This window comes from Hymenobacter segetis, from assembly GCF_054776495.1.
The window spans coordinates 830,682-844,084 of record NZ_BAAHBV010000001.1; the positions used below are offsets into that span (position 1 = coordinate 830,682).

Sequence of the window (13,403 nt, forward strand, 5' to 3'; positions counted from 1 at the left end):
TTAACCATTTGGATATAAAATCATTGCTTAAACTTTTCTGCCGGCTAATTACAAAATCCCTTTTGTACTGGGAATAGCCGCTGATTCGTCGCGTTGCAAAGCCATTTTGATGGCCTTGGCCACAGCTTTGAAAATGGCTTCAATCTTATGGTGTTCGTTATCGCCTCGGCAGGAAATATTGAGCGTTGCCCGCGCATTGTCGGTAAAGGACTTAAAGAAGTGGAAGAACAGCTCAGTAGGCAAGTCCCCTACCCGCTCACGCTTGAATTCGGCATCCCACACTAACCAGGGCCGGCCGGAAAAATCGATGGCCGCCTGGGCCAGGGCTTCGTCCATGGGCAGCAGGAAACCGTAACGGGCTAGGCCGCGCTTGTCGCCCAAGGCCTGGGAGAAGGCGGTACCGAGAGCTAGGGCCGTATCTTCCACGGTGTGATGTTCATCAATGTGCAAATCGCCTTTTACACTAATGTGTAAGTCGATTCCACTGTGACGCCCCAACTGCTCCAGCATGTGGTCGAAGAAACCCAAGCCCGTATGAATATCGGTTTGGCCGGTGCCGTCCAGGTTTAAGCGGATGGCAATCTGGGTTTCGTTGGTGTTGCGCTCGATGACGGCTACACGGGCCGGGTAGCGCAGAAAATGGTAGATGGCATCCCAGCTGGTGGTAGTGAGTGCGGCGCGCGGGTCGGGCTCCTCTCCTATCAGAATGGATTGGCTGCCGAGATTTTCCGCGAGCTGGACATCGGTGAGGCGGTCGCCGATTACGTAGGAGTTGCGCAGGTCATACTCGTTGGCGGGGTCGAGGTACTGACGGAGTAAGCCCGTGCCGGGCTTGCGGGTGGGCAGGCCTTCGTGTGGGAAGCTGCGGTCGACGTGCTCAGCGGCGAAATGGACGCCTTCGTTGGCGAGAATATCGCGCATTAGCTGATGGGCCGGCCAGAAGGTGTCCTCGGGGAAGCTGGCCGTGCCCAGCCCGTCCTGGTTGGAAACCAAGACCAGTTCGTACTCGGGCAAATCGCGGGCAATGCGGGCCAGTGCGCTGATGGCTCCGGGTAGGAACTGGAACTTATCGGGCGTGAGGCCGTCGATTTGCTGGCTGGGCTGCGGCTCCACGAGAATGGTGCCGTCGCGGTCGATGAAAAGCGCCTTTTTCAACTCAATAGGGATTTAACGAGGTACGAGAAAACAGGGACTGGCCCGGTAATTTATTGGATGTGGGACGCGGCAACCGAAGATTGTTCGGCCCCGATTTCAGTAAGGGCCTGCACAAGCTGTACGTTTTCTTCCGCAGTACCAACCGTGAGGCGAAGGCAGCCGGCGCAGCCGGGCTGGGTGGTGCGGTTGCGCACAACAATGCCCCGACTGCGGAGCTGGTCATACACGCCAGTAGCATCGACGGTGAAGCGCACCAACAGAAAGTTTGCATCGGAGGGAAAAATATGCTCCACGATGGCCAACTGCGCCAGCTTTTCAACGAGCCAACGACGGCCGTCCAGCAATTCTGCGCGCATTTCGGGCAACTGTGGCGCGGCAGCCAGGGCGGCCAGCGCATGCTGCTGGGTAGCGGCCGAGATATTATACGGCGGCTTGATTTTGTCGAGGTAAGCAATGAGCTGAGCCGATGCATACGCCACACCCAGCCGCAAGCCGGCCAGGCCCCAGGCTTTGGAGAAAGTCTGCATTACTACCAGGCGCGGGAATTCGGCCAGGCGCGTAATCCAACTGGGCGCATCGGCAAAGTCGGCGTAGGCTTCATCGACGACGACCAGGCCCCGGAAGTTGCGCAGGATGGTTTCGATGGCCTCCTGCGCCAGCAGATTGCCGGTAGGGTTATTCGGCGAGCACAGGAAAACCAACTTGGCGTTGGAAGCGGCTAGTTTTTCGGCGGCATCGGGGGGCAGCTGGAAATCGGCGTTCAGCGGCAGACGTTCCACGCGCACATCGTTGAGATTGGCGGCCACCTCGTACATGCCGTAGGTGGGCGGGCAGATTACGATGCTGTCCTGGCCCGGCGTGCAGGTGAGGCGCACGAGCAGGTCGATGGCCTCGTCGGAACCGTTGCCAAGGAAAATCTGGTTCGGCGCTACGCCTTTGAGGCGGGCCAAATCGGCCTTGATGGCACGCTGGTGCGGGTCGGGGTAGCGGCTGAAATCATCCGGGCCGACGGAACCCAGGCTGTTCTCATTGGCATCGAGCATGACCGGGGCCATGCCCTCAAATTCGTCGCGGGCCGAGGAATATGGCTGCATCCGCTCCACGCTGGGGCGGATGAGGCCGGCGTAGGGATTCGCCAGCGTAACGGCAGCAGCCGGGGAAGCACTAGAATTCAGCGCAGCCAGTCGCAGGGTGACGGCGCGGGCGTGCGCGGCCAGGCCTTCGGCTTCGGCCATGGTTTCCACTACCGGGCCGATGACTTGTAGGCCCTGAGCCGACAGGCGCTGGAAGGTGATTTTTTTGACGAATGAATCGAGCGACACGCCGCTATACTGGCGGGCATAGCCACTGGTGGGCAGCGTGTGGTTGGTGCCGGAGGCGTAGTCACCCACAGCTTCCGGTGTGAGGTGGCCCAAGAATACGGAGCCGGCATTGGTGACCTGGGCGGCGAGAGCATCCGCGTTGTCGGTGGCCAGGATGAGGTGTTCCGGGGCGTACTGGTTGGAGAACTCCAGCATGCTGTTAGCATCCGGCAGCAGAATGGCGCGGCTGCTTTCCAGCGCCTGCGCGGCCACGTCGCGCCGGGGCAGCAGGGCCAGCTGGCGGGCTACTTCGGCCTGCACCTGCTCTAGTACCGCGCTGGAATCACTCAGCACCACCACTTGCGAATCGGGGCCGTGCTCGGCCTGCGACAATAAATCGGCAGCGACAAAAGCTGGGTTGGCACTGGCATCGGCAATGATTAACACCTCCGAAGGGCCGGCGGGCATATCGATGGCCACTCCGAATTCGGCGGCGGCCAGTTGCTTGGCGGCGGTGACGTAACGGTTGCCGGGACCGAAGATTTTATCCACGGCGGGCACGGTGGCCGTGCCCAGCGCCAGCGCCGCCACGGCTTGCGCCCCGCCGGCTTTCACTACTTTATCGATTCCCAACAGCTGCGCTACGAATAGGATGACCGGGCTCACCGAGCCGTCGGCTTGCGGCGGGGTGCACACCACTACCTCCGGGCAGCCGGCCAGCCGGGCCGGCACGCCCAGCATCAGCAGCGTGCTGAACAAAGGGGCTGAGCCGCCGGGCACGTATAAACCTACGCGTTGCACCGGCACCGCCCGGCGCGAGCACACCACGCCCGGCATGGTTTCAACCCGCAATTCGGGCTCACGCTGGGCGGCGTGGAAGGCTTCAATGTTGGTTTTGGCCTGGCGGATGGCGGCCTGTAAATCGGCCGGAACCAGGGTGGCAGCTGCGGCAAATTCAGCTTCGGAAATCAGCAGGCTGGCCAGCGTGGCTTTATCTAATTCGGCGGCTAACGTCAACAGCGCGGCATCGCCACCGGCGCGAACCTGCTCAAAGATGGCCCGGACGCGGGCGGCTACCTGGGGCGCTTCGGCGGCGGCAGGGCGCTGCTGGAGCGCGGGCCAAGTGCTGGGGTCGGGATAGGAATAGAGCTGCATGGCGAACCGGGCTAGGCAATCATCTTTTCGATGGGCAGCACGAGAATGCCCTCCGCACCCACGGCTTTAAGCTGGCTGGTGATGTGCCAGAACTCATCCTCCTGCACCACCGACTGCACCGAAACCCAGCCGGCCTCGGCCAGCGGCGTGACGGTGGGCGACTTGATGCCCGGCAGCAGGCGGCGCACTTCCTCCAGGGCCGACACGGGAGCATTCAACAGAATGTATTTGCTGCGCTTAGCACGACGCACGGCCTGCATCCGGAACTGGAGTTGCTCCAGCAGGTCCTTTTGCTCGGCGGTGAGGTTGGGCTGGGCAATGAGCACGGCCTCGGAACGGAAGACGGTTTCAACTTCGCGCAGGCCGTTGCCGAGCAAGGTCGAGCCGCTGCTCACGATGTCGCAAATAGCCTCAGCTAGGCCAATGCTGGGCGCGATTTCAACCGAGCCGCTAATGGTGTGCAGGTTGGCCTGCACGCCGTGCTCGGCCAGGTAGCGGCCGAGGATATTGGGGTACGAGGTAGCGATGTTCTTGCCCTGCAGCGCTTCGATGGACGGATAAGCATCGGCGCGGGGCACGGCCAGGCTCAGGCGGCACTTGCTGAAACCAAGGGTTTCGACTTCGAGGTTGGGATAGCCGGCTTCCACTAGCACGTTCTGGCCCACGATGCCGAGGTCGGCCACGCCGTCCTTCACGTAACCGGGGATGTCATCGTCGCGCAGAAACAGGATTTCGAGCGGGAAATTGGTGGCTTCCGTTTTGAGCTTGTAGGACGTGCTCAGGAAATTGATGCCGCACTCGCGGATAAGGGCAAGAGAGTCCTCGCTCAGACGGCCGGACTTTTGAATAGCTAAACGGAGCATGAAATGGGGTAACTAGCGGGCGCGGCCCCGATGGGGCACACATTGGATATAGCCCTAACGCAATTTAGACGGCGTATGGCTGAATTTCCCGCAAAGTGAAATGGTGAAGCCCGGGGCACGCACCCCGAACGCGGCGGTGGAGACTCGGGCAACCGGTGCTAAGCTAGCACCCGGCACACAACCCGGCCTCCCACAGATGGTGGTGATGATGACCGTGGCCCACAACGGCGCAGCTGCCAGCCGAAGCGGGAAGCGAAACCAGTGAAAACGAAAAGGCGAAGGCGGTCATTGCGGCTGCAAAGGTAATTCGGAAAGCCAAACGGGCAAGTCCGGGTAAAGGTTTCAGGTGTAGCGTGGACTTTGTCGTCCGCGCCCTCACTCCTGTGGTCCGGCCTGCCTGACTCAGGGCTGCGGACTACAAAGTCCACGCTACACCTGAAACGGCGCTAAAAGCGCGCAATCATCCGCAGATTAATTATGCGCTGCGAGAGGTAGTTAGGCACGGAATACGTCACCCCATTCACGTCCTGCAAATAGCTATAGCCGGCCACGTTGTTAGCGCCAAATACGTTGAGTATTTCCAGGCCCAGCCAGAGGCTTTCGAAGCTGTAGAAATGGGCTTTGGGCGCGTTGTTATTTTTCAGGCCAACTACTTTGGAGAAGCCCAAATCGACACGGTTGTAGCTGCGGGTGAGGTCGGCGGTACCGCGCCGGTCGGGCAGGTTGGGCGGGCTGAACGGCAGGCCGGTGCCGAATACAAAGTTGACATAGCCGCGCACCGATGGATTATTCGGGAGGTGGTCCTGAAAGAAAATGCCCACGTTCAGACGCTGGTCCTGCGGACGGCGGATGTAGCCCTTGGGCTCACGGCCGGTCACCTTGCCATTGGCATCGACTACGTTCATCGAGTCGCCATCCACATTTTCGCGGGTCGTGAGTACGCCGAGGCTGAACCAAGATTCGGCCCCCTTCACAAATTCGCCGCTGATGCGGGAATCGAAGCCGGCGGCGTAGGCGCGGGCATTGTTCTTAGCAAAGTAGCGCAGACGCACGTTGTCCACGTCGTAGGGTACCACGTCGGTGAGGTACTTATAGTAGGCTTCGGCCGAGAACTTGAACGGCCGGCCGTACTGCTGGAAGCTGATTTCCTTGCCCACGATGAAATGGTAGGATTTCTGGGCGCGCAGCTCCACGTTCAGGTTAGCGGTTTGGATGAGGGGCTGGGTGGGGTCGGTGCGGTCGCCGGCCTGGTTGCGCAGCTCGCGGTAGAACGGCGGCTGGTAGTACACGCCCACCGCCGCCTTGAACGAGCGGTTGGGGTGTGAGCGGCTGATTTGCGAGAACTGCACCCGGGGGCTGATAACCAACTGGCCGTTGGTAGTCCAATAGTGCGCCCGCGCCCCGTAGGTGAGCGTGGTCAGCGAATCGAGGTTCCAGGTGTCCTGCACGAAGCCCTGGGTGCGGGTGCTTTCCAGGCTCAAGTCCGATATCAGACGGGTGCGGCGGGCATCGGGCACGAAATCGGCTGAGTCGGCGAAGCTATACTCGTCGAGCTTGTCAGTAATTTTTTCGCGGCCGATTTTAGCGCCCCAGCGCACGGTGTGGTTGGCGGCGGGCGTCCAGCGGCCCCGGGTTTCGGCCGTGAAAATCCGAGCTGTGAGATTGTTGCGCGAGTGCTTGAACTGTGAGCCGATGTCGCGTTGGCGCACGGCTTGGTTGAAATCGGGCGAATTAGGGTCGCGGTTGATTTCGGCGAAGGTGTAAGCCGCTTCCACGTCGCGGTACTCAAACTCGCGCGAAACCAGGGCCGAGCCCAGAAGCTCCATTTGCAGCTTCGAGGAGAAGTCGTGCTTCAGGTTCAGGCCGGTTTGGTAGGTATCGAACTGCATCCGCTCGCGGCCATCGTAAGCGATGAACACGCGGGTGAACTGGTTGGTCCCGGTCGAGAACGTGGCTTGGCCAGTTTCGGGCGAGAAACGGTAGTCGTTGTGGGCCACCACGCCGAGCAGGCCCAGCGTGGTGCGCTGCATGTCATCCTTCTTGCCCAGGCCGATGTTCACGAAGGCTTGCGCGTCGTAGAAAGTCGGGTTGTAGCCGCCCTGCGCTTGTTTCAGCGAACTCAGCACGTACTGCGCATTTTTGTAGCGCACCCCGGCCAGGTAGCTGACGCGGCCATTGGCCGAGCGGGCTTCGGCGTGGGCCGCGCCGCCCACCAAGCTGGCCGTAAGCGAGGCCGCAAACTTCTCCGGCGTCTTGTAATCCACGCTCAGCACCGAGGCCAGCTTGTCGCCATACTTCGGCTGCCAGCCGCCGCTGCTGAACTCTACCTGCTTCACCAAATCGGGGTTGATGAAGCTCAGTCCTTCCTGCTGGGCTGAGGTAACGAGAAACGGCCGGTAAATCTCGAAACCATTGACGTACACCAGGTTCTCATCGTAGTTGCCGCCGCGCACATTGTAGGTGCTGCTCAACTCATTATTCGACACCACGCCGGGCAGCGTCTTCAGAATGGCGTTGAAATCGCCAAACGGCGAAGGGAGCTCCTTAGCCGAGCGCGGGTCGATGCGCGTGATGCTGACCTGCTCACGGGTATCGGCTTGGTTGGAACGGCCGGTCACGCGCACGTTACTCAACGCCTTGGTATCAAGGCGCATGGTCAAGCGAAAGGGCTTGTCAGCATCAGCAGGCAGCCGGAGCGGCTGCCGCAGCGTGATAAAGCCCAGGCGGCGCACCACCAGCACCACATTCTGGCCCGCCGCCGGCACCCGGACGGGCAGCGAAAACGTGCCATCGGCATTGGTATTGGTGCCGCCGGGCTGGCCCTCCACTCCCACCGCCGCCAGCTCCAGCGGCTGCCCGCTGGCATCGCGCAGCGTGCCCGTGAGGGTCACCAGCGTGCCCGGCGTGGTTTGTTCCGGACTGGTGACCTGCGCCTGAACCGTAGTTACCAACAACGGCCCCAGGGCCAGGCTGCCCAGCAACGCCAGGCGGCACTCAACTTTCCTAATAACTGGCACTGACGGCAACGTGGTTTGGGTTGGGCGGCGTAGAGGGTTGTTTCACGGGGCTAAAACGAGCAGGTCGCCCAACTATTGCCGGCGGCCGGCGGCTACCGCGTCCATTTCCAGGCCGGTCAGGTGGTCGCGCAGCCTGGCCAGCGTGGCCACCGGCCCCTCGGGCGCGCTGAACACGAAATTGCCTGCCACCAGCACATCAGCCCCGGCTTCCACCAGCGGGCCGGCGTTGTCCATGTTCACGCCGCCATCCACTTCAATCAGCGCATCCGAGCCGGTATCAAGCAGCAGCTCTTTCAGCATGGCCACTTTTTTCAGCGTATTCGGTATGAAGGCCTGCCCGCCGAAGCCCGGGTTCACCGACATCACCAGCACCACGTCGAGGTCGGCGGCAATGTCTTCGAGCAATGACACCGGCGTGGCCGGGTTCAGAGCTACGCCGGCCCGGCAGCCCAGCTGCTTGATTTGCTGCACCACGCGGTGCAGGTGCAGGCAGGCTTCGTAATGCACCGTGATGCTGCTGGCCCCCGCGTCGCGGAAAGCGGCCAGATAGTGATGCGGCTCCTCAATCATGAGGTGCACGTCAATTGGTTGTTTAGCGTAGCGGGCCACGGCTTGCAGCACGGGCAGACCAAACGAAATATTGGGCACAAACCGGCCGTCCATCACATCAAAGTGCAGCCAGTCGGCGGCACTGGTCGCGAGACGCTCGGTTTCGGCTTGCAGGTTGGCCAGGTCGGCGGCCAGAAACGATGGAGCCAGCAAGGGCGTGCGGCGGGATGCATTCATGGGCACGAAGATACACAACCGTGCGCTCCTTAAATACGGGCAGGCGCCCACTTCGGCGCTACTTTTGTGGCGGGCCACCACGCCTGCTTCCGTTCCCCGCGCAGTGCTTGCCGGGTGGCTTCTTTTCACCTCCTCGTTTCTCCGTGCCTCACCTCGTCCCCCTCCTTATTCGCGGCATCAACAACCTTTCCGATGCCCGCTACTGCGCCGGCATGGGTGCCGATAAACTGACCTTTATTCTCGACCCCAGCCTGCCCGGGCACCTCGACACCAAGAGCGTAAAAGAGCTGGCCGGCTGGATTGCCGGAGTTGAACTGATAGGTGAGTTCGACCATCTCAGCGCCCATGAAATTAACGCAATATCCGCCGAATGCAGCCTGGATGCCGTGCTGCTACGTACCCCACGAACCGACGAGGAATTAGCCGAAATCGCTCCGCCGGTGTATATAGAATTAGCAGCAAATTCTACGGCCTTGGCTAAGCCCCTGCCCGCTTCGCCCGTTGGTTTTTTACTGGAATTACCCGCGGCCGAAACGCCGGAAACACTCGCCGCGCTGCAACATCTCAGCTCACAAAATCCGCTGTGGCTCGGCCCAGGTCTGCAACCAGACCGCGCCCGCGCCCTAGCCACTTCCCTCCCATTAGCCGGCCTCGTGTTCCCCTCGGGCGACGAAGTGAAGCCCGGGCTGCGCGATTTCGACCAGTTGGAGGCCGTATTTGAGGCACTGGAAACTGAATAAATTGGCCCCGTTTCTAAGCGAAACGCCCCCGCAGTACCATTCCATAATGGTTTCTGCGGGGGCGTTTCGTTTGACGCTAAGCCGGGCTAGTTTATGTCAGCCGAAACTGCACGTATTTGATGGGCACCCCAATGGCACGGTACTTTCCTTCAAAATTGGTCTGAATAGCCTGCGCTTCGGTGAATTCCGGAGCCGTTTCCGCGTACAAATCCCACGTAAACCGCTCAACGGTAGTGCCGGGACGGGCCGCCAATGTTTCGAGCGTGTATTCAAAAAGACCCTCATTATCAGTCTTCAAGTGCAGCAGGCCGCCCGAGGTTAACAATTGTTCATAGAGCCCCAAGAAGCGTGGCGAAGTCAGCCGGCGCTTGATATCGCGGTCGCGGGGCCGCGGGTCGGGAAAGGTTATCCAGATTTCATCCAGTTCGCCGGGGCCGAACTGCGCGGCCAAAGCCTCAGCCCGCATCCGCACAAAGCCGACGTTGGTCAGGCCCATTTCGGCGGCGCGGGTGCTGCCCCGCCAGATGCGCTCGCCTTTGATGTCGAGTCCCAGAAAATTGCGGCTGGGATGGCGCTGGGCCAGGCCTACGGTATATTCGCCCTTTCCACAGCCCACTTCCAGGGTCAGCGAATGGGGCTCGCGGAAGAAATCGGTACGCCAGCGGCCACCCAGCTGTTCGTATTCGGGCTTACCCGGCTCAATGATGTCGGGACGGGAGGCGTTATCGGTAAAACGCTGAAGCTTAACTCGGGGCAAATCAGTAGGTATGTGTTGTGGTACAAAGGTAAAGCAGACCGATTAGGCGGTGGCGTATAGTTCCTCCACCTCGGCTACCACGAAGGTGCTGCCGCCAATGAAAACTACATCGGCCGGGCCGGCGGCGGCTCGGGCTGCCGCTACCGCCGCCGCTACCGAGCCGTAGGCCTGCCCATGCAGGCCTAGCAATGCTCCTTGCTCAGCCAACTCGCCAGCAGGCAAGGCCCGGGGAATAGTAGCCGCGCAGAAATAATAAATACCCTCCTTTGGCAATAAAGCCAGCATGGAAGCCACGTCCTTATCGTTCACCGTGCCGATTACCAAATGTAAACGCTCATGCGGAAGCCGTTGTAATTGAGTGACTACTGCTTTCAAGCCGGCTGCGTTATGCCCCGTATCACAAACCACCAATGGCTGGCGACCGATGATGCTCCAGCGCCCGCGCAAACCCGTAAGCGCCGTTACCTGGCGCAGGCCGGTGCGCACGGCCGCTTCCGTGATGCGGAATCCCAAGGCCCGTAGCTCATCCAGAGTGGCCAGCACGCCGGGTAGGTTGAACTGCTGGTAGTCGCCGGGCAGACCCAGTTCGGCATCGGGCAGGTAAGGGCGGCCATGCTGGCTGATTTTCAATGGGCGCAGGCCAGTTTCAAGCGAAGGCTCGGCAGCAAACGTTGCCTGATATATTTGGTCGGCAAAAACGAGGTGCGCGAGCTTCGCGGCGGCTTCGTTCCGGAATACCTGCGCTACTTCGGGCTGGGTCTGGCTTACCACTACCGGCACGCCGGGCTTTACGATGCCGGCTTTCTCGCCCGCAATTTCGGGCAGTGTATTGCCCAGCAGCGCCTGGTGGTCGAAGCTGATGTTGGTGATGAGCGACACCAGCGGCGTGATGATGTTCGTCGAATCGAACCGCCCGCCCAGGCCAACTTCCACAATGGCAATGTCTACTCGCTGCTGCGCGAAGTAGTCGAACGCCAGCGCCACGCACATCTCGAAGAACGACGGCTTGATTTCTTCGAATAGTGGCCGCCAGCGGGCCACCCACTCCACCAGATACGCTGGAGTCAGCTCCTGCCCATTCACCCGAATCCGCTCCGTGAACTCGCGCAGGTGGGGCGAAGTGTACAGGCCCACCTTATAGCCGGCGGCCTGAAGCACCGCCGCCAGCAGGTGCGAACTGCTGCCTTTGCCATTAGTGCCGGCCACGTGCACACTCCGGAACTTCCGCTCCGGATGCCCCAGCGCTTCAGCTAAGGCCAGGGTATTGCCGAGGCCTTTTTTGAAGCCAGCCGCGCCCACCCGCTGAAACATGGGCAGTTGCTCGTAGAGATAAGTAAGGGTTTCTTGATAAGTCACAGGGTAGTGAAAACGAGGAGAAAGCACAAATTAACGGCATTCCGGGCTTATGCCCACAAAAAAGCCCCGCCGTCTGCTAACAGACGACGGGGCTTGTATCGGCTTTCAGAAAGGCTATTTAACCGAAAATTTAAACGTATAAAAACCCGTTGCGCCCCCGGGGGCCGAATTGGTTTTGATAAAATTGGTATCGAGAAGTTTGTCGCGGCACAGCTTTTCCTGCGCGGGCGATACGTTGCCCGACACCTTGGTCACTGACTCCACTTCGCCATCCGCCGTAATCTTGATTTTGAAGCGAATGACGCCCGAGTTGTCATCCACCGATTCAACGACCGGCTTGCTCTCGAAGCGCCAGCCGCTCATTTCGAGGCCGCCGCTGCCCGGGCTGCTGCCACTACCACCCCGGCCGGGAGCCCCGTAAAGCGCGGTAGCATCGAGCGTACCATTCGGGTCGCCCTGGTCGCCCACGGTGCCCGGATGGTCGCCGTTATTGTTGCCCGTGGGGGCATTGCTGGTGCCATTTACGCCATTGCCGCCGCCGGTAGCGCTGCCTTTGGGAGCGAAGGTCACGGCTACTTTGCGAGGCACTTTCGGGGCAGCTTTTACTTCCTCTTTGGGTGGCGCGGGCGTTTCAACCGGTGCGGCCGATACGGGGCTTTCTTCAGCCTCGCTGGTGATTATCTTCTCCTGCGAGGGCGGCGTGGGGTCGGGCGTGGCCACAGCTACGGGGCGTGGCTGCGGGTCGGGGCTGGCCTGGGGCGGGCGGCTGTCTTCGCGGGTGGGCGAGTTATTGGCCGTAGCCATGCTCTGCACATTGCCCGAGCCCGCCTCGTCGAGGCCGTAGTTCAGTTCCACGCCATCGCCGCCCCCCAAGGGGGCCAGTGGCGGGTTCGGGCCTTTGAAAACGGAGAAAATGAACAGCAGCAACAGCACCCCATGTACTACCAGGGTGCCAATCAGGCCTTCGCGGCGGTGCGGTTCTTGATAGTCGATAGCCATGATGCAGTGTGCGCTTTACCAGCTAAAAACGGATTATTTACCGGCCGCCTGCTGGGCCTGGGTGGCCATCACCATTTTCAGCTTGAGCCGGTTGCCAATCTCTAAAATGTCAACCAGCTTCTGAACGTTCAATGAGGCATCGACGCGCAGCACGACGGTAGGCTGCTCGGTGGTTGGGGCATTGCCGACCAAAGCCACCAGCTCGGGCTCCACATTGCCGGGCGCGACGGGCTTTTTGTTCACAAAATACTGCCCGGCCGCATCCACCGAAATGGTGATGGGCTGCTTCATCACCTGCTTGCTGGATTTAGCATTCGGCAGCAACAGCTTAATTACGTTGGGGTTAACCAGCGTTGAGGCAATCAGAAAGAACAACATCAGGAAGAACATGATGTCATTCATGGCCCCGGTTTCGACGTGCGACGTGAGACGGTGACGGCGGGAAAGATTCATAACTATTTGAGTTATGAGTTAAGAGTTAGGAGTTAAGCGTTAAGAGTTAACGAAGCGAATCCGAAGACTCAGGCGACGCCAACCCTTAACACTTAACTCCTAACTCTTAACTCAATTAGTTGTCCTGCAGAATGTCCATGAACTCAATGGCCGAGTTTTCCATACGGAACACCATGCGCTCAACCAGAATGCTCAGCCAGTGGTAGCCAACGTGGGCAATGATGCCAACGATGAGGCCGGTAGCTGAAGTCACGAGCTTGACGTACAGGCCATCAGCCACCTGGGGGATACCAAACTCCTTGGTAGCGGCAATGGAATAGAAAATCTTGATTACCCCGATGATGGTACCCACGAAGCCAATCATCGGCGCGATGCCGGCGATAATGCCCAGGATGCTGATGTTTTTTTCGAGGCGGGCGATTTCAATTTTGCCCACGTTTTCCACGCTGGTTTCGATTTCCTTCAGCGGCAGGCCGATGCGGCGCAAGCCTTTCTCTACCATGCGGGCCAGTGGCGAGGAATTCTGCGCACAATAGAGCTTGGCCCCGGCCAAGTCGCCCTTCACCATAAGCGAACGGATGCCGGCCATGAAAGCATCGGGGTTGCCGGCGGCCCGGCGGATGGTGAAATAACGTTCAATAATAATGTAAACCGAGAGAAGCGAAAGGGCTACCAGCGGAATCATTATCAGTCCACCGCGTAGCAGCAGGTCGATGACGGGGACACTGGTATCGGCAATTGGAGCAGCAGCAGCGGCGGCAGTATTAACAGTATCGGCAGCGGCAGGAACCACTTGCAGGAGGAATACGGACATGCGGACG

The 13,403-nt window shown here is 60.2% G+C and carries 11 protein-coding genes; 1 reads left to right on the forward strand and 10 read right to left on the reverse strand.

Annotated features, from left to right (window positions below; all coding sequences use genetic code 11):
* Nucleotides 1-48: 48 nt before the first annotated feature.
* The 5 genes from hisB to rpe all read right to left on the reverse strand — a co-directional run bounded on the left by hisB (nt 49) and on the right by rpe (nt 8,277).
* Complete coding sequence (hisB, locus tag ACYU70_RS03620; protein WP_342299836.1) at nt 49-1,155, reverse strand: bifunctional histidinol-phosphatase/imidazoleglycerol-phosphate dehydratase HisB; 1,107 nt, start codon at nt 1,153-1,155, stop codon at nt 49-51.
* Between the two features lie 50 nt (nt 1,156-1,205).
* The gene (gene hisD, locus ACYU70_RS03625; RefSeq protein WP_342299838.1) at nt 1,206-3,611 is read right to left on the reverse strand and encodes a histidinol dehydrogenase; all 2,406 of its coding nucleotides are present in this window, start codon (nt 3,609-3,611) and stop codon (nt 1,206-1,208) included.
* Between the two features lie 11 nt (nt 3,612-3,622).
* Nucleotides 3,623-4,474: an ATP phosphoribosyltransferase gene (hisG, locus tag ACYU70_RS03630; protein ID WP_342299840.1), complete on the reverse strand. Its 852-nt coding sequence runs from the start codon at nt 4,472-4,474 to the stop codon at nt 3,623-3,625.
* 446 nt (nt 4,475-4,920) lie between these two features.
* The gene (locus tag ACYU70_RS03635) at nt 4,921-7,491 is read right to left on the reverse strand and encodes a TonB-dependent receptor (protein ID WP_342299842.1); all 2,571 of its coding nucleotides are present in this window, start codon (nt 7,489-7,491) and stop codon (nt 4,921-4,923) included.
* A gap of 72 nt (nt 7,492-7,563) precedes the next feature.
* A complete protein-coding gene (rpe, locus tag ACYU70_RS03640; RefSeq protein ID WP_342299844.1) occupies nt 7,564-8,277 on the reverse strand; it encodes a ribulose-phosphate 3-epimerase in 714 nt (237 codons plus the stop codon).
* A gap of 143 nt (nt 8,278-8,420) precedes the next feature.
* Between rpe and ACYU70_RS03645 the strand changes: the two genes are divergently transcribed.
* Nucleotides 8,421-9,017: a hypothetical protein gene (locus ACYU70_RS03645; protein WP_342299845.1), complete on the forward strand. Its 597-nt coding sequence runs from the start codon at nt 8,421-8,423 to the stop codon at nt 9,015-9,017.
* 91 nt (nt 9,018-9,108) lie between these two features.
* On the opposite strand, the gene trmB is transcribed toward ACYU70_RS03645, so the two are convergent.
* The 5 genes from trmB to ACYU70_RS03670 all read right to left on the reverse strand — a co-directional run bounded on the left by trmB (nt 9,109) and on the right by ACYU70_RS03670 (nt 13,396).
* On the reverse strand, nt 9,109-9,774 hold the full coding sequence (gene trmB / locus ACYU70_RS03650) for a tRNA (guanosine(46)-N7)-methyltransferase TrmB (RefSeq protein WP_342299847.1): 666 nt from the start codon (nt 9,772-9,774) through the stop codon (nt 9,109-9,111).
* Between the two features lie 42 nt (nt 9,775-9,816).
* Nucleotides 9,817-11,130 carry a bifunctional folylpolyglutamate synthase/dihydrofolate synthase gene (locus ACYU70_RS03655; protein ID WP_342299849.1) on the reverse strand — a complete coding sequence of 438 codons (1,314 nt, stop codon included), beginning with the start codon at nt 11,128-11,130 and terminating at the stop codon, nt 9,817-9,819.
* A gap of 114 nt (nt 11,131-11,244) precedes the next feature.
* Nucleotides 11,245-12,129 carry a hypothetical protein gene (locus ACYU70_RS03660; protein ID WP_342299851.1) on the reverse strand — a complete coding sequence of 295 codons (885 nt, stop codon included), beginning with the start codon at nt 12,127-12,129 and terminating at the stop codon, nt 11,245-11,247.
* A 33-nt stretch (nt 12,130-12,162) separates the two neighbouring features.
* Complete coding sequence (locus ACYU70_RS03665) at nt 12,163-12,582, reverse strand: ExbD/TolR family protein (protein WP_342299853.1); 420 nt, start codon at nt 12,580-12,582, stop codon at nt 12,163-12,165.
* Between the two features lie 115 nt (nt 12,583-12,697).
* Complete coding sequence (locus tag ACYU70_RS03670) at nt 12,698-13,396, reverse strand: MotA/TolQ/ExbB proton channel family protein (protein ID WP_342299855.1); 699 nt, start codon at nt 13,394-13,396, stop codon at nt 12,698-12,700.
* Between the last annotated feature and the right edge of the window lie 7 nt (nt 13,397-13,403).